The sequence below is a fragment of the Lysinibacillus sp. FSL P2-0066 genome, assembly GCF_037969495.1.
Classification (GTDB): Bacteria; Bacillota; Bacilli; order Bacillales_A; family Planococcaceae; genus Lysinibacillus; species Lysinibacillus boronitolerans.
The window spans coordinates 3,924,178-3,941,164 of the sequence record NZ_CP150202.1 but is presented as its reverse complement, the minus strand read 5'-3'; the positions used below and the strand labels follow the sequence as shown (position 1 = coordinate 3,941,164).

Sequence of the window (16,987 nt, the reverse complement as noted above, 5' to 3'; positions counted from 1 at the left end):
AGAGGAATGACCTAAAAGTATTATATGTACAGATATGATTTCTTGGAACGTGGTAAGCTGGCTACGTGGAGAGATTGCACTCGTTGAAGCGGTATGAGGGAAAGCGTCTATAGTATAACCTCATTTTAAGCACAGTGAAAGTGATGGCACAGTACCAGTGAAGCCGTGATAATAAGCGGTGGAGGGATAGCCATTAGTCAATTTATGAATAACTAAAACATTACTTTATACTATCAGGTTCTCGTATGACTAAAAGAAATGCAATCGCCAAAAGAAGTAATAAAGTGGTGAGAGTATTGACTGAAACAGCAAACAAGAAAGTTTTAAAACGACAGTCCTTACGAAACAATGAATATTACGACATGCAACAAACCTTAGATGACCTTTACAAAGCAAGTCAAATGAACAAACGCTTTAAAAATCTGTATGAATTGATTATTAGAAGAGAAAATATTTTACTGGCATATCGAAACATCAAGAAAAACAAGGGTTCTCTCACCAAAGGTAGTAATGAATCGACAATCATTACTATCGGAGAAAAAGACCCGAACGCATTAATTGATTATGTCAGAAAAAGACTTGAAAACTTCATACCACACAAAATAAGAAGAAAAGAAATACCAAAAGCTAATGGAGGAATTCGCCCACTCGGCATCCCGACAATCGAGGACCGAATCATTCAACAATGTATTAAACAAATTCTAGAGCCAATATGCGAAGCGAAATTCCATCATCACAGTTACGGTTTTCGACCGAACAGAGGAACTTTACATGCATATTCTAGAGCAGTAACATTAGCAAATATCAACAAACTGCACTATGTGGTTGATATTGACATCAAAGGTTTCTTCGATAATGTCAATCATGGCAAACTTCTTAAACAAATGTGGTCAATGGGTATCCAGGATAAAAAGGTTCTCTCAATCATAAGTAAACTACTGAAAGCAGAAATTGTAGGAGCAGGAACACCTAATAAAGGGACTCCTCAAGGTGGTATTTTATCACCGCTACTATCTAATATTGTGCTAAACGAATTAGATTGGTGGATAAGCAATCAATGGGAAACGTTTGAAACGCAGAAAAACTATGAGCGTAAAAGAATTATTGGTGGCAAGGTTAGATTTGATAGGTCAGTGAAATATAGTACCTTAAAAAGAGCCACAAGCTTGAAAGAAATGTTCATTGTGCGATATGCAGATGATTTTAAAATCTTTTGTAGAGACCATAAAAGTGCCTTCAAGATTTTCGAAGGTGTGAAAAAATGGTTAAAAGAAAGATTACATCTCGACATTAGTAAAGAAAAATCAAAGGTCATTAATTTAAGGAAAAACTTTTCGGAATTTCTAGGGTTTAAAATGAAAGTGGCTAGAAATAAAAAGAAGCATACCGTAAAATCATTCATGACAAATAAGGCGAAGAAAAACGCAATTAGCAAAATCAAAGAAAACATCAAACGAATTAAAAAGAAATCTAATGCTTCAGAAGTGTCCAAACTCAATGCAACAATTCTAGGACTTCATAACTTCTATCAGCAAGCAACGATGGTAACGAAAGATTTTAGTGAAATTGCATTTTCAGTCAAACGAACCTTATATAACAGCTTGAAGAAAGTTTCATCGGATAAAGGTGAGCCAAGTACGTACTACAAGAAACATTTCAAAGATTATCTTGGCAAGAAAAAGACATTCGTTGCAAAAGTAGCGATATTCCCTATCGATGGAATCAAACACAAAAATCCGACAAACTTTACGCAAGAAATCAATAATTATACAGTTGAAGGTAGAAGTCTGATTCATAAAAAGCAAAAATCAGTATCAGAAGAAGTTGTGAAGTATCTCATGAAAAATCCTGTCATCAATCGTAGTATTGAATACAACGACAATCGTATTTCTAAATACATTGCTCAAAAAGGGGTTTGCTTTATTACAGGAGAAGCACTCATTCTGAAAAATATGGAATTACATCACATCGTTCCAAAGGCAAAAGGTGGTAACGATAAGTATGACAACTTAGTTTTTATAACGAAAGAAGCCCATAAACTGATTCATGCCACAACAGAAGACGTCATTAATAAATACCTTCAAATGTTAGAGTTAACAAAACAAAGTTTGGACAAAGTAAATAAACTTCGTGTGAAAGCTGGAAATAAAGTATTAGTATAAAGATTCATAATTGATGGAACGCCGTATGAGGGGAAACCCTCACGTACGGTGTGAATGGGGGGAAAAGCAGGAGATTACTTCAAATGCTTACCTATCCATATCCAATAAATCTCAATATTTACTTGTACAGTTACTGGCAAAGAAATTTAAAAATATTTGTGTTGTAGGGGATTCCGATCAGTCTATTTATCGTTGGCGCGGTGCAGACATTGGAAATATTCTATCCTTTGAGAAGGATTATCCAGCTGCAAAGGTGATTATGCTTGAGCAAAATTATCGTTCAACTAAACGCATCCTACAGGCAGCCAATGACGTCATTCAAAATAATACAACACGTTACCCAAAAGAATTACGCACAGAAAATTCAGAGGGTGAAAAGATTGCACTATATAAAGCTTATAACGAGCAAGAGGAAGCGCAATTTGTTGTACAAACAATTCAACAGTTAATTGAAAAAGAAAATCGTTCATTTGATGACTTTGCTATTTTATATCGTACAAACGCTCAATCTCGTGTAATGGAGGAAGTGCTTGTTAAGTCCAATATGGCCTATCAAATAGTAGGCGGAACAAAGTTCTATGATCGAAAAGAGATAAAGGACTTACTAGCATACTTACGACTTATTGCCAATAATGATGATGATTTATCACTAGCACGTATTATTAATGAGCCAAAGCGCAGTATTGGTGCAACTTCCTTTGAAAAAATGGCACGTTATGCAATAGATCAGGATCGTTCAATTTTTGACGCGATGAATGATCTTGTCTTTATGGGGCTATCAGGGAAAGCAGCAAATTCAGCGGAGCAATTTTATGCCATGATTAAAGGCTTTACACAAATGCAGGAATATCTATCTGTCACTGAAATTGTAGAGCAAGTTATTGATAAATCAGGCTACCGAGCAATGCTACAAAACGAAAAAACAATTGAAGCAGAAAGCCGTTTAGAAAATATTGAAGAGTTTCTATCTGTCACAAAGGCTTTTGAGGAGCGCAGTGATGATAAAAGCTTAATTGCCTTTTTAACAGATTTAGCCCTAATTGCTGATATAGATGCACTCGACAAAGAGGATGCATCTAAGGGCAATATTATTTTAATGACGATGCATGCCGCTAAAGGCTTAGAGTTCCCTGTTGTCTTTATTATCGGTATGGAGGAAAACATCTTCCCTCATTCCCGTTCGCTAGACGATCAAGATGAAATGGAAGAGGAACGTCGCCTTATGTATGTTGGTGTGACGCGCGCTGAGGAACGTTTATATTTGACATGTGCACAAAGCCGAACGATTTTTGGTCGTTCAAGCTTTAATAATGCCTCACGATTTTTAGGTGAAATTTCTCAAGATATTACAGAGTCCATTTCGAAGGCAGGGACAAAATCAACAGTACCATTTGCTACAAATCGTTCAACAGGTGGCCTTCAAAAGCGTACACTTGGTGCTATTCAGCAAACACAACCTGCTACAGCACGTTTACAAGCAACGGGTGGAGATCAATTTGGGTGGAAGGCTGGAGATAAGGCGATTCATAAAAAATGGGGAACAGGTATGGTTGTTAGTGTAAAAGGTGAAGGTGATAGTACAGAGCTTGATATCGCATTCCCACAACCAATTGGTATTAAGCGATTACTTGCTCAATTTGCACCGATTGAAAAAGCGTAAGCGGAGGAACGGTAAATGAACGAAATAGAACAGCGAATAGCGGAGTTAAATAAATTATTACATGAATATGGCTATGCCTATTATGTATTAGATAAACCTGTCGTAGCAGATAGTGTCTATGACCAGCTATTACAGGAACTGATTGCATTAGAAGAAGCGAACCCATCCCTTATTTACCCCGATTCTCCTACGCAGCGTGTTGGTGGAGCAGTGGTAGAGGGCTTTAGGAAAGTGACTCATGATTACCCAATGCTTAGTCTTTCAAATGCTTTTAATGAAGCGGACTTACGAGAATTTGATCGTAAAGTGCGTCAGGCAATCGGAGACCAATTTTCTTATGTATGCGAGCTAAAAATAGATGGTTTGGCTATTTCATTAAAATATGAAAATGGCATGTTTGTACAAGGGGCTACAAGAGGAGATGGTGTGATAGGAGAAGACATTACCGCCAATTTAAAGACCATTCGAGCGATCCCATTACGTTTAAAAGAGCCTATTACAATCGAAGTACGCGGTGAGGCGTACATGCCAAAAAAATCATTTGAAAAATTAAATGCGCAACGTGCCAGCAATGGGGAAGAATTATTTGCTAATCCACGGAATGCCGCTGCTGGCTCATTACGTCAATTAGATCCTAAAATTGCAGCAAGTCGCCAACTATCAACTTTTATCTATGCCATTGGTGGAGATGGTGAGGTTTATGGAATGGATGGACATGCAGAAATGCTTGATTATTTAGAGGGGCTTGGGTTCCCTTCTAACAAAGAGCGTCAACGTTGCACAACCATTGAAGAAGTAATGGCCTTTATAGAACATTGGACAGAAAATCGTCCAACTTTAGCGTACGAAATTGATGGTATCGTGATTAAGGTGGATCGTTATGCACAGCAAGACGAGCTAGGCTATACGGCAAAAAGTCCACGTTGGGCGATTGCTTATAAGTTCCCAGCAGAAGAAGTTGTTACAACGTTACTTGATATTGATTTAACAGTAGGACGTACAGGTGTTGTTACTCCCACAGCGATTTTAACTCCAGTCCAAGTAGCGGGAACAACGGTTCAACGCGCTTCTTTACACAATGAGGATTTAATCCGTGATAAGGATATTCGTCTTGGAGATACAGTTATTATTCGAAAGGCTGGAGACATTATCCCTCAAGTTGTAGGTGTGCTAATAGAGCAACGTCCTGAGGATTCAGTACCTTTTGTTATGCCAAAAAATTGCCCTGTTTGTGATAGTGAATTGATTCGTATTGAAGGCGAAGTGGCCCTGCGCTGTGTAAATCCAGCCTGCTTTGCCCAAATTGCAGAGAGCATAAAATATTTTGTTTCTCGAAACGCCATGAATATTGATGGTCTTGGGGATAAAGTAGTGGAGCAATTATTGCGTGCAGATTTAATACATGATGTTTCAGATCTCTATCATTTAACGGTGGAGCAACTGGTGGAATTGGAACGTATGGGCGAAAAATCAGCCACTAATTTAGTAAATGCTATTCAAGCTTCGAAGGAAAATTCGATGGAGCGTTTATTAATTGGACTAGGAATTCGGCATGTTGGTGAAAAAGCAGCCAAAATCGTATCAGAGGAATTTGGTTCAATGGAAGCGGTGATGGCTGCAACAGAGGAACAGCTTGTGGCAATTTATGAAATTGGCGATAAAATGGCTTCATCGTTAGTGGAGTATTTCTCGAATGAAGATGCACGAGCAGTCATTGGGCGTCTTGCTGAGGCAGGCGTGAATATGACATATAAAGGTAAAAAAGTAGAAGTGGCGATAGGTGATAGTCCTTTTGCAGGTAAAACAATTGTCTTAACTGGTAAACTTGAGCAATTGACACGCAACGAAGCAAAAGCGAAAATAGAAGAGTTAGGTGGTACAGTCACGGGTAGTGTCAGCAAAAAAACGGATCTGGTGATCGCAGGTGCGGATGCAGGCTCTAAACTAACAAAGGCTGAGCAACTAGGTATTGAAGTTTGGACTGAAGATAACTTAATTGAACAACTTAACCTCATCTAATAAGCGCACAACATTCACCCTTCTAAGAAGGAAGCGATGTGGAGTGCACAACCGTTACATCAAGGCGTCGAAAAGATTCGTCGACCTAAAATTGACTATTAGTAAAGGAGCACTAAATAATGAAGTCTTTTCGACTCATTCCAGCAATCGTAGCTGCTGCAATGCTAGTCGGCTGTGTGCCTTCTGATAAGAAGGAGACAGAGCTTACACAGGAAACGCAACAGAAAGAAAAAGCTGAAACAACAATTATCCCAAGCATACAAATTGATGAATCTTATTATAAGACGCTTATCCCTTATAAAGAGAGTGCAAGTAGAGGTCTAGTGGTATCTAACGTTTATACGAAATATGATATGAAGGAAGTTGAATCAGGTTTAATGCGTTTATCTCAAAATGAGTTCGACACAGAAAACTACTACTTCCAAGAAGGTCAATATTTAGCTGAAAGTACAGTAAGCTCTTGGCTTGCTCGTAGTTCACAAACAGAGGATGGATTAAATCCACCGACAACAGATACAATGACACCAGAGGAGCGAGCAACAAAGGCTCCAGTTTATTTATCCCATATTGTAGAGCAAAACTACTTAACAAAAACGAAGGATAATAAAGTAAAACTAGGTGGGATTTCAATCGGTCTTGCCTTAAATTCTATCTATTATTATCAAAAAGAACAGTATGGCGAATATTACGAGGAACCAATTTCAGAGTCTACTCTTATTGAGCAAGGCAAAAAAATGGCTGCTGAAATCGTTTCTCGTTTACGTTCACGTGATGAGTTAAAGGATGTACCGATTGTGGTTGGTTTGTTTAAGCAACAAGCCCGCAATCAAATTATTCCAGGGACCTATTTTAGTTATGGTGTAGCAAAATCTGGACAGAATAACATCGATGAGTGGAAAGGTATAGATGAAAATTACGTCTTATTCCCAACAGATGATTCACAAGATGTATACCGAGACATCAACAATAACTTCAAGAATTTTAAACAAGATGTTGATAAATACTTCTCTAACTACACAAGTGTGATTGGTACTGGTTTTTATCGTAATAAACAAATACAAAATCTTTCGATTGAAATTCCGATCCAATTTTTCGGTAAAGCAGAAATAATAGGATTTACACAATATTTGACGGGTATATTAATCAATCAATTTGATAATATTCATGTGGAAGTGAGTGTTACTTCAGTGAATGGTCCTGAGGCATTAATCATTAAAAAGCCCAACGACAAAGACCCTTATGTGCATGTTTATGATTAATATAGTCAGCCTTTGTGCTGGCTATATTTTTTATATAGATGGATAGAAATTGAGGAACACTACAGGGTGATAGAGACAACACTTTGTTATAGTAGTGAAAGTTTCTATATTTTTAGTGAAAGTTGTGATTTTTAATATGAAAAATGTTATGATTATTGGCATGGTTAACTTTATTCAACCCTATTGTTATCAATAAAAACAATGAATTGAACAAGTATTCGGAGGTGTGAAAAATGGCTAAATTAACAAAAGAAGAAGTAAAGCACGTGGCAAATTTAGCGCGTCTTGCAATTACAGAAGAAGAAGCAGAGAAATTTGCTGAACAGCTTGGAAAAATTACTGAATTTGCGGAGCAGTTAAATGAACTGGATACAACAAATGTTGAACCAACAACGCACGTTTTACCATTAGTGAATGTAATGCGTGAAGATGTAGCAGTAAAAGGTTTAGACCGCGAAGTAATGATGTTAAACGTAAAAGAACAAGAAGATGGTCAAGTAAAAGTACCAGCTATCATGTAATACTAAAACATAGGAGGATTCCTCATGACGTTATTTGAACGTTCAGCTAAGGAGTTACAAGCGGAAATTAAAGCGGGTAACTTATCAATCGCTGACTTAACGAAAGAAGCATACGAGCGTATTGCAAAGCTTGATGGCGATGTACAAGCATTCCTTGCTTCAAACGAAGAAAAAGCAACTGCCCAAGCTGCTGAAATGGATAAAGTACCATTTGAAAAGCGTGGACCATTATTCGGTCTACCAATCGGTGTGAAAGACAACATCGTAACAGAAGGCTTAGAAACAACATGTGCCTCTAAAATTCTGGAAGGCTTTATGCCAATCTATGATGCAACTGTTGTCAACAAGCTACGTGAAGCTGGCATGATTACAGTCGGTAAATTAAACATGGACGAATTTGCAATGGGTTCTTCAAACGAAAACTCATACTATAAAACAACAAAAAATCCATGGAACTTAAACCACGTACCAGGAGGATCTTCAGGTGCATCTGCAGCAGCAGTAGCAGCAGGTGAAGTACCATTCTCTCTTGGTTCAGATACAGGTGGTTCAATTCGTCAACCTGCAGCTTACTGCGGTGTTGTAGGGATGAAACCTACATATGGTCGTGTATCTCGTTTTGGTCTAGTTGCATTCGCATCTTCTCTAGATCAAATTGGGCCAATTACACGCAATGTTGAAGATAATGCGCTATTACTAGAAGCCATTGCTGGATTAGATCCAAATGATTCGACTTCTGCGAATGTTGAGGTGCCAAATTACGCTGCAGCTCTTACTGGTGATGTAAAGGGCTTACGTATCGCAGTACCAAAGGAATTCCTTGGTGAGGGTGTTGGTGAAGCAGCTCGTCAATCAGTGCTTGCAGCATTAGAGGTATTAAAAGGCTTAGGCGCTACTGTAGAAGAAGTATCACTTCCTCACTCGAAATATGCACTAGCTGCGTACTATATCCTTTCTTCATCTGAAGCGTCTTCTAACTTATCTCGTTTCGATGGTATCCGTTATGGTTTCCGTGCAGAAAATGTGACAAATTTAATGGATCTTTATAAAGAAACACGTGCACAAGGCTTTGGTGATGAAGTAAAACGTCGTATCATGCTAGGTACTTACTCACTAAGTGCAGGTACGTATGATGCGTACTACAAAAAAGCACAACAAGCACGTACACTGATCAAAGCAGACTATGATAAAGTATTTGAAGACTTTGATGTTATCATTGGACCAACAGCTCCAACACCAGCATTCAAAATTGGTGAAAACGTTGATGACCCAATGACAATGTATGCTAACGATATTTTAACAATCCCGATGAACTTAGCAGGTGTACCAGCGATTTCAATTCCTTGTGGCTTTGAAAATGGTCTACCATTAGGTTTACAAATAATTGGTAAATACTTCGATGAAGCGACTATTTACCGTGTAGCTCATGCTTTTGAACAAGCAACTGAGTTCCATAAAGAAGTTCCTCAAATGTGGGAGGGAAAATAACATGAACTTTGAAACAGTCATTGGTTTAGAAGTACACGTTGAGTTGAAAACAAACTCAAAAATCTTCTCTCCAGCACCAGCTCACTTTGGTGCTGAACCAAATACAAATACAACAGTAATTGATTTAGGCTATCCTGGGGTCCTACCAGTCCTAAACAAAAATGTAGTAGATTTCGCTATGCGTGCAGCGCTTGCACTCAATATGGAAATCGAACAAGAGACAAAATTTGACCGTAAAAACTACTTCTATCCAGATAATCCGAAAGCTTATCAAATTTCACAATTCGATAAACCAATTGGTAAAAATGGTTGGATTGATATTGAAGTAGACGGCTATACAAAACGTATCGGTATCACACGTCTTCATATGGAAGAAGATGCTGGTAAGCTTTCACATGCTGGTGACCACTCACTAGTTGACTTTAACCGTCAAGGTACACCACTGGTTGAAATCGTTTCTGAACCAGATATTCGTACACCAAACGAAGCATATGCATACCTAGAAAAATTAAAATCGATTATTCAATATACTGACGTATCTGATTGTAAGATGGAAGAAGGCTCACTACGTTGTGATGCCAATATTTCTATTCGCCCGTATGGTCAAGAAGAATTTGGTACAAAAACAGAGCTTAAAAATCTGAACTCTTTCAACTATGTTCGTCGTGGTTTAGAGCATGAAGAATTACGTCAAGCAGATGTATTGTTATCAGGTGGCGTGATTGAGCAAGAAACACGTCGTTTTGATGAAAAAACAGGTAAAACAATTTTAATGCGTGTTAAAGAGGGAACAGATGATTACCGCTACTTCCCTGAGCCAGACTTAGTTCGTCTTTCTATTGATGACGAATGGTTAGAGCGTGTAAAATCTGAAATTCCTGAGCTTCCAGATGCACGTAAAAAACGTTACGTTGAAGAATTAGGCTTAACACCATATGATGCAGGTGTGCTTGTTATTTCTAAAGAAATCTCAGACTTCTTCGAGGCAATGGTAGCAAATGGTGCAGATGCTAAGCTTTCTGCTAACTGGTTAATGGGTGATGTTTCTGCTTATTTAAACGCAGAGCAAAAAGATCTTAAAGATACAGCATTAACACCAGAAAACCTTGCTGAAATGGTGAAATTAATCACGGACGGTACAATTTCTTCTAAGATCGGTAAAAAAGTATTTGCTGAATTAGTAGAAAATGGCGGCTCTGCACAGGATATTGTGAAAGCAAAAGGCTTAGTTCAAATCTCCGATGAAGGTGCATTACTAGCTATCGTAACAGAAGTTTTAGATAACAATGCCCAATCTATCGAGGACTTCAAAAATGGTAAAGACCGTGCGATTGGCTTCTTAGTTGGTCAAATTATGAAGGCAACAAAAGGTCAAGCTAACCCACCAATGGTTAATAAATTATTACAACAAGAAATTGCCAAACGATAATACTCGTTGTAACATAATAGCCGAGAGAGCTTCCTTGCTCCCTCGGCTATTAATTTGCAAAAAATGTAACAAATTTGCATTTTACGAAACTTAATAGTTGTTTAAAAAGAGTATTCATAGCAAAATATAGAATAGATAATAATAAGGGGGACGAGCCAATGAAAACAGAACAACAGTATTTTAATGAAGCTATATCAATACAACAATATATGGAGAACATGACGACGTTGAAAGAAGAAAGCTTTCGTATTTATGATGGCTTTCAAGTACCAACAAACGATGGTTTTATCGAGTTATTAAAGGAAAAGCAACCTAACATTTTAACCATTACAGAAGATTGGTGCGGAGACGCAATGTTAAATAATCCGATTATTCGCCGTGTTGCTGAAGCAGCAGGATTAGAAATGCGTACTGTTTTCCGTGATGCTGATACAGAGCTAATTGATCGATATTTAACAAACGGTGGTCGTGCAATTCCGATTTATCTCTTACTAGATGATGCTGGTGAAGTGATTGGAAAATGGGGACCACGTGCACCTGAATTACAAGAGTTCGTCGTAACGAAACGAGCAAGCTTACCAGATAAAGAAGATCCAACATTTGAAGAGGCTCAAAAGGCTCTGTATGCAGAAATTCGTGAGGAAAATATCTCAAATCAAACATATTGGACATATGTTTATGAGGACTTTAAGAAGCAAGTAACAGAAGCATTACAAAAATAACAAGAGCATTGCAACATTTCAACGTATAAATCGTTGAATGAAGTAGAATCTTATGAAGCAGGAAGGTATGTTATGAAACGAGCAAGAATCATTTATAATCCTACATCTGGACGCGAAGTGTTTAAGAAACATCTACCAGAGGTGTTGGAAAAACTAGAGGTAGCAGGCTATGAGACATCCTGTCATGCAACAACATGTGAAGGCGATGCAACGCTTGCAGCAAAAAATGCGGTAGAACGCGGTTTTGATATCATCATCGCAGTGGGTGGAGATGGCACATTAAATGAAGTTGTTTCAGGTGTAAGTCCATTTGAAAACCGTCCGAAAGTTGGTCTAATTCCGATGGGCACTACAAATGATTTTGCCCGTGCCGTGCATATCCCTCGAAATATTGAAGAGGCAGTAGACATTATTATTCAAGGGGATACATTACCAGTCGATGTTGGACTCTTAAATGGCGAACGCTATTTCATCAACATTGCTGCTGGCGGACGTATTACAGAACTAACTTATGAAGTACCAAGCAAAATGAAAACAATGCTTGGTCAGTTAGCCTATTATGTAAAGGCAGTTGAGATGATTCCATCCATCAAAGCCTCACATATGCGCATTGAATATGATGGGGAAGTATTTGATGGCGACGCTATGATGTTCCTATGTGGGTTAACGAATTCAGTAGGCGGCTTTGAAAAACTAGCTCCTGATGCAAGTATTAATGACGGCTACTTTACTTTAATAGTGCTAAAAAAAGTTAGTCTTCCTGAATTTATTCAACTAGCTGCCATGGCATTAAGAGGCGAGCATTTAAATGATGATCGTGTCATCTACAAAAAAGCTAGCGTTGTTAAAGTTACTACAGAAAATGAGGTCCACCTTAACCTCGATGGCGAATATGGCGGAGATGCCCCTGCTACATTTGAAAACCTAAAGCGTCACATCGAAATCTTTGTCCCACTAGCAGATATTCGAGAAGAAGACCGTATTTAATGAACCCGAAAAGCTCATCCAATTTTATTGAGGATGAGCTTTATTTTGTATTTTTGGTTGATTGCTTGAAGTGCTCTCAAAGGTAAAGTTACCTCTCCAAATCCTCTTAACAAAAATTCCATCACTAGAATAAAACTGACTAAATCCCATAAACTAAGCACTAGAAGCAAGATTGTGAATGAAATTAGAAAAATGTTTGGCAAATGTGCGTATATTACTTGAACAAAATTTGAAACCTTAATAATAGACTGAAATTTCGGTCCGTTATTAAGGTTTTTTTCGTTGGAATAGTGGAAAATGGGGGTATGGATAAGGGAAAGGAAGTGTTGCCTTTGTATAAGTCACAAGAAAAGAAGCTTATATGGCTAAGCTTTGGTGTTGCAATCATTATGCTACTTTCTATTCTTGGAAGAATATTTGGAAGTTAAGGGGGGCAAATGAGATGATTAATGAATCAGCGGTCTATTGGAGCCGAGCATTAACGGAGTTAACATTATCGTTCCATATTATTTATGCAACTATTGGTGTGGGCGTTCCGTTAATGATTATGATTGCTCAATGGACTGGGTATAAAAAGAATGATGAGCATTATATTTTAATGGCAAGACGTTGGGCCCGTGGTTTCGTCATTACTGTAGCAGTCGGCGTGGTAACTGGAACCGCAATTGGCTTACAACTTTCATTATTGTGGCCTAACTTTATGCAACTTGCTGGTCAAACAATTGCGTTACCACTTTTTATGGAAACGTTTGCATTTTTCTTTGAAGCCATATTCTTGGGCATCTATTTATATACTTGGGACCGCTTTGATAGTCAGAAAAAGCATATGCTATTGTTAATCCCTGTAGCTGTCGGAGCGTCGATGTCGGCAGTCTTTATTACCATCGTTAATGCTTTTATGAACGCACCAAGAGGATTTGATATTGTAGACGGAGAACTTGTTAATATTCAACCTTTTCTTGCAATGTTTAACCCAGCCATGCCAACAAAGGTTGCACATGTACTTGTGACAGCGTACATGACATCGGCATTTGTCCTAGCAGCTATTGCAGGATTTAGAATGTTAAAGGGCTCGAAACATGTATACCATAAAAAGTCACTACTTTTATTAATGAAAATTGGCTTGATTTTCTCCATTGCAGCCGCTGTAATAGGAGATTTTTCAGGAAAATACTTAGCTGAATATCAACCCGAAAAACTAGCCGCTGCAGAATGGCATTTTGAAACAGAAGGTAAGGCTTCCCTTGTATTATTTGGTGTCTTAGATGGAGAAGAAGTTAAATATGCTATTAAAATTCCGTATGCTTTAAGCATTCTTGCACATTTTAATCCTAATGCAGAGGTAACCGGCTTAGATCAATTTGAGGAAGAGGATTTACCGCCACTCTATATTCACTATCTCTTTGATATCATGGTTTCCATTGGTATGTTTATGGTGCTAGTTTCATTACTTTATGTTGTAGGGAAAGCACGGGGCTGGCAGTTTATTCATTCACGTTGGTATAGATGGATTATCGTAGCGGGAGGACCACTTTCAATAATTGCGATTGAAGCAGGTTGGTGGCTTGCCGAGGTTGGACGTCAACCATGGATACTTTATGGACTAATGCGTACGCCTGAGGGAGCTACGACGAGCGACCATGTGGATTTAATGCTGCTTTTATTCGCAGGCGTCTATGCAGTATTAGCAGTGGGAAGTATTGTCGTATTGGTAAGAATGTTTAAAAAGAACCCAATCGAACGCGAGATTGAAGATCGCCACTCTGAAAAAGGCGGTGACATCCTATGACATTAGAGATTTTAGGTATTTCAGTATTATGGATATTCCTATTTGGCTATGTCATCGTCGCATCAATCGATTTTGGTGCTGGCTTCTTTAATGCATACAGCCTACTTATTGGAAAAAATCATATTTTAACAAATATTATTAAACGTTATTTATCGCCTGTTTGGGAAGTTACTAATGTCTTTTTAGTATTCTTCTTTGTAGGAATCGTAGGATTTTTCCCACAAACTGCTTTTTATTACGGAACGATTTTACTTGTGCCAGTCAGTATTTCACTTGTACTGTTGGCAATTCGTGGCTCCTACTATGCCTTTGAATCGTATGGTACACGGGGACATATCGGATATACGCTGACATATGGTGTGGCAGGTTTATTAATTCCCGCTTCCTTGTCTGTGGTCTTTGCTATTGCTGGTGGAGGCTATGTTGATTTAATTGATGGGCAACCTGTGCTGAACTACTGGACTTTATACACAAGTCCATTTGCTTGGAGCATTGTGGTGCTAAGTATCGCTGCTGTATTGTATATTTCAGCCGTATTTTTAACATGGTACGCGCATAAAGCAAATGATAGCGAAGCAACGAAACTGATGAGAAAATATGCACTTGTGTGGGCAGCACCGCTTATGATTAGTGCTCTGGGCATTATGTATGAAATGAAATCCATCAACCCAGAGAGCTACAGTCATATGGTGAATTTATGGTGGATGTTTGCGATTTCAGCTGTCTTATTTATTGTCACAGTCGTACTCATTGCCATGCGGAAAAAGTACGGACTTGCAGTTGGGCTCCTAATTGCTCAATTTGCCGTAGCCTTCTTTGCTTATGGAATTGCTCAATATCCATACCTACTGTATCCGTACTTAACCATTTACGATAGCTTTACAAGCACACAAATGGCGATCGCATTAGTTATCGCATTTATTTTAGGACTGTGTCTTCTTCTACCTTCACTTTATTTATTGATGAAACTATTCTTATTCAATAAAAAATATGTGACAGGAAAAGAAGACAATCACGCATAGGAGGAAAGCACGTATGCAAAGTTTTTTAATTTTTTATGCACCTTTTATTGTCGTCATTCTTGGGATCTTGTGTGCATTTTGGTGGGCACCAAGAGATTATCATATTACAAAAGAGCAGGAAAAGAGTCGCGAATAGCGACTCTTTTTTCAAGTTAATTAGCAGAGACACGTAACAGCCAAGTCTTGTTCTTTTTTCATTTGCCAACACATGCTACAATAAGGAGATTGAAATGGAGGATGTACGAATGTCAGCACCCGTGAAAAAAAATGAACGACTTTCAGTTTATATAGAAGATCTAACACATGATGGCAATGGTGTCGCAAAGGTTGATGGTTATCCACTATTCATACAAGGTGCACTACCAAACGAAACGGCCGAAATCCATGTGTTAAAAACATTAAAAAACTATGGCTTTGCAAAGGTAATAGATATTATCAAGCCATCTCCAGACCGTGTTGAAGCTCCATGTAATTACTTCAAGCAGTGTGGCGGCTGTCAATTACAGCATTTATCCTATGAGGGGCAGCTAAAATGGAAAGAAAATATGGTGCGCAATGTGATGCAACGCATTGGTAAAATTCATGCACCTGTTCACCCAGTAAAAGGTATGAAAGAACCTTGGCACTACCGTAATAAAGCGCAAATTCCTTTCTCTGAAAATGAAACAGGACAAGCAATTGCAGGCTTTTATAAAACAAAAACGCATAGCATTGTGGATATGGATCGCTGTTTAATTCAAACAGGAGAAGCAGATGCAATTCTTGCAGGCTTGAAAAAGGAATTAGCAACGTTAGGTATTCGCTCTTACAATGAGCATACACATGAGGGCATGTTGCGTCATGTCGTTATCCGTAAAGCACGAGCAACAGGCGAAGTCATGGTTGTCCTTGTAACGAAAAAGAAAAAGTTTCCACAAAAAGAGGCAGCTATTACAGTAATCCAAAAGCTAGTGCCAAACGTTACATCGATTATGCAAAATGTGAATAGTGAGAAAACCAATGTTATTTTTGGTGATGACACAATCAACCTTTGGGGTAAAGACATTATTATTGATACTATTGGTGACGTACGTTTTGAAATCTCGGCTCGCTCCTTCTATCAAGTCAACCCAGAGCAAACAGAGGTCCTCTACAAGCAAGCACTAGATTATGCTGACTTACAGGGAGATGAACGTGTCATTGATGCGTATTGTGGAATTGGTACGATTTCTTTATTCCTTGCTCAAAAAGCAAAGGCTGTCATGGGCGTGGAAATTGTCCCACAAGCGATCGAAGATGCCAAGCGTAACGCATTGCTTAATGGTTTTACAAATACTTATTTTGAGGCAGGACCAGCAGAGGAAGTCATACCAAGATGGTATAAAGAGGGCAAGGAAGCAGACGTACTAGTAGTTGATCCACCGCGCAAAGGCTGCGATGAAGCACTGCTAACTACTATTCTAGAGCAACGACCAAAACGAGTGGTCTACGTATCCTGTAACCCAGCCACACTAGCACGCGATCTTCGCATTTTAGAGGATGGCGGCTATCACACACAGGAAATCCAGCCAGTGGATATGTTCCCGCATTCGACGCATGTGGAGTGTGTTGTTTTGATGTCAAGGGCGGAGAAATAGGACTGCTCAAAATACTGATAAATAGAGGGTTTTCAAGATTGGAGGGTTTTCTGCCCGATGTCTGGCAGTGCCTTTTAACCTTGGAAATCCTTATTTTTATTTATTGAGGAAACATATCAACTAAAAAAATCAGCGGAAGGTTGAGGAGATAGAATGGATGATTTTGTAGGGTTGAGGAGACAGGACAGATGTAATGGAATACATTGAATGTCTTGATTATATTAAGTATTTAAAATAATGTAAGGTGTTTGGATTTACGAGGCGTTTAAAATGTCTAACTTTATAAATAGATTGTTAGTTCATTATTGTTAGG

At 38.4% G+C, this 16,987-nt stretch carries 12 protein-coding genes and 1 pseudogene; all 13 read left to right on the top strand.

The features are described from left to right. Positions 1–245: 245 nt before the first annotated feature. The 13 genes and pseudogenes from ltrA (at position 246) to rlmD (ending at position 16,674) form a co-directional block, all read left to right on the top strand. Positions 246–2,162, top strand: coding sequence for a group II intron reverse transcriptase/maturase (ltrA, locus tag MKZ14_RS19645; RefSeq protein ID WP_016994770.1), 1,917 nt, complete (start codon positions 246–248; stop codon positions 2,160–2,162). A gap of 100 nt (positions 2,163–2,262) precedes the next feature. After that, a pseudogene (locus MKZ14_RS19640) lies at positions 2,263–3,822 on the top strand (3'-5' exonuclease); the annotation flags it as partial. Positions 3,823–3,837: 15 nt separating this feature from the next. After that, positions 3,838–5,841 (top strand): NAD-dependent DNA ligase LigA, encoded by a 2,004-nt coding sequence (gene ligA / locus MKZ14_RS19635; protein ID WP_036076877.1) that lies wholly within the window; start codon positions 3,838–3,840, stop codon positions 5,839–5,841. Positions 5,842–5,960: 119 nt separating this feature from the next. Then, the gene (locus MKZ14_RS19630) at positions 5,961–7,100 is read left to right on the top strand and encodes a CamS family sex pheromone protein (RefSeq protein ID WP_339280370.1); all 1,140 of its coding nucleotides are present in this window, start codon (positions 5,961–5,963) and stop codon (positions 7,098–7,100) included. 233 nt (positions 7,101–7,333) lie between these two features. Beyond that, positions 7,334–7,621, top strand: a complete 288-nt coding sequence (gene gatC / locus MKZ14_RS19625; protein ID WP_274794581.1) for an Asp-tRNA(Asn)/Glu-tRNA(Gln) amidotransferase subunit GatC — start codon at positions 7,334–7,336, stop codon at positions 7,619–7,621. Positions 7,622–7,645: 24 nt separating this feature from the next. Beyond that, complete coding sequence (gene gatA, locus MKZ14_RS19620; RefSeq protein ID WP_004225706.1) at positions 7,646–9,109, top strand: Asp-tRNA(Asn)/Glu-tRNA(Gln) amidotransferase subunit GatA; 1,464 nt, start codon at positions 7,646–7,648, stop codon at positions 9,107–9,109. A gap of 1 nt (position 9,110) precedes the next feature. Then, positions 9,111–10,538, top strand: a complete 1,428-nt coding sequence (gatB, locus tag MKZ14_RS19615) for an Asp-tRNA(Asn)/Glu-tRNA(Gln) amidotransferase subunit GatB (protein WP_016995192.1) — start codon at positions 9,111–9,113, stop codon at positions 10,536–10,538. Positions 10,539–10,696: 158 nt separating this feature from the next. Next, the gene (locus tag MKZ14_RS19610) at positions 10,697–11,260 is read left to right on the top strand and encodes a thioredoxin family protein (RefSeq protein ID WP_016995191.1); all 564 of its coding nucleotides are present in this window, start codon (positions 10,697–10,699) and stop codon (positions 11,258–11,260) included. Positions 11,261–11,332: 72 nt separating this feature from the next. Continuing rightward, positions 11,333–12,247 (top strand): diacylglycerol kinase, encoded by a 915-nt coding sequence (locus MKZ14_RS19605; RefSeq protein WP_004225701.1) that lies wholly within the window; start codon positions 11,333–11,335, stop codon positions 12,245–12,247. A 442-nt stretch (positions 12,248–12,689) separates the two neighbouring features. Next, positions 12,690–14,036, top strand: coding sequence for a cytochrome ubiquinol oxidase subunit I (locus tag MKZ14_RS19600; protein ID WP_036076878.1), 1,347 nt, complete (start codon positions 12,690–12,692; stop codon positions 14,034–14,036). Continuing rightward, on the top strand, positions 14,033–15,058 hold the full coding sequence (locus MKZ14_RS19595) for a cytochrome d ubiquinol oxidase subunit II (RefSeq protein WP_016995189.1): 1,026 nt from the start codon (positions 14,033–14,035) through the stop codon (positions 15,056–15,058). Before MKZ14_RS19600 ends, MKZ14_RS19595 begins: the two co-directional genes overlap by 4 nt. Before the next feature lie 13 nt (positions 15,059–15,071). After that, a complete protein-coding gene (locus tag MKZ14_RS19590; protein ID WP_004225690.1) occupies positions 15,072–15,194 on the top strand; it encodes a hypothetical protein in 123 nt (40 codons plus the stop codon). A gap of 109 nt (positions 15,195–15,303) precedes the next feature. Then, entirely contained in the window at positions 15,304–16,674 is a 1,371-nt protein-coding gene (gene rlmD / locus MKZ14_RS19585; protein WP_339281022.1) for a 23S rRNA (uracil(1939)-C(5))-methyltransferase RlmD, read from the top strand. Positions 16,675–16,987 lie beyond the last annotated feature (313 nt).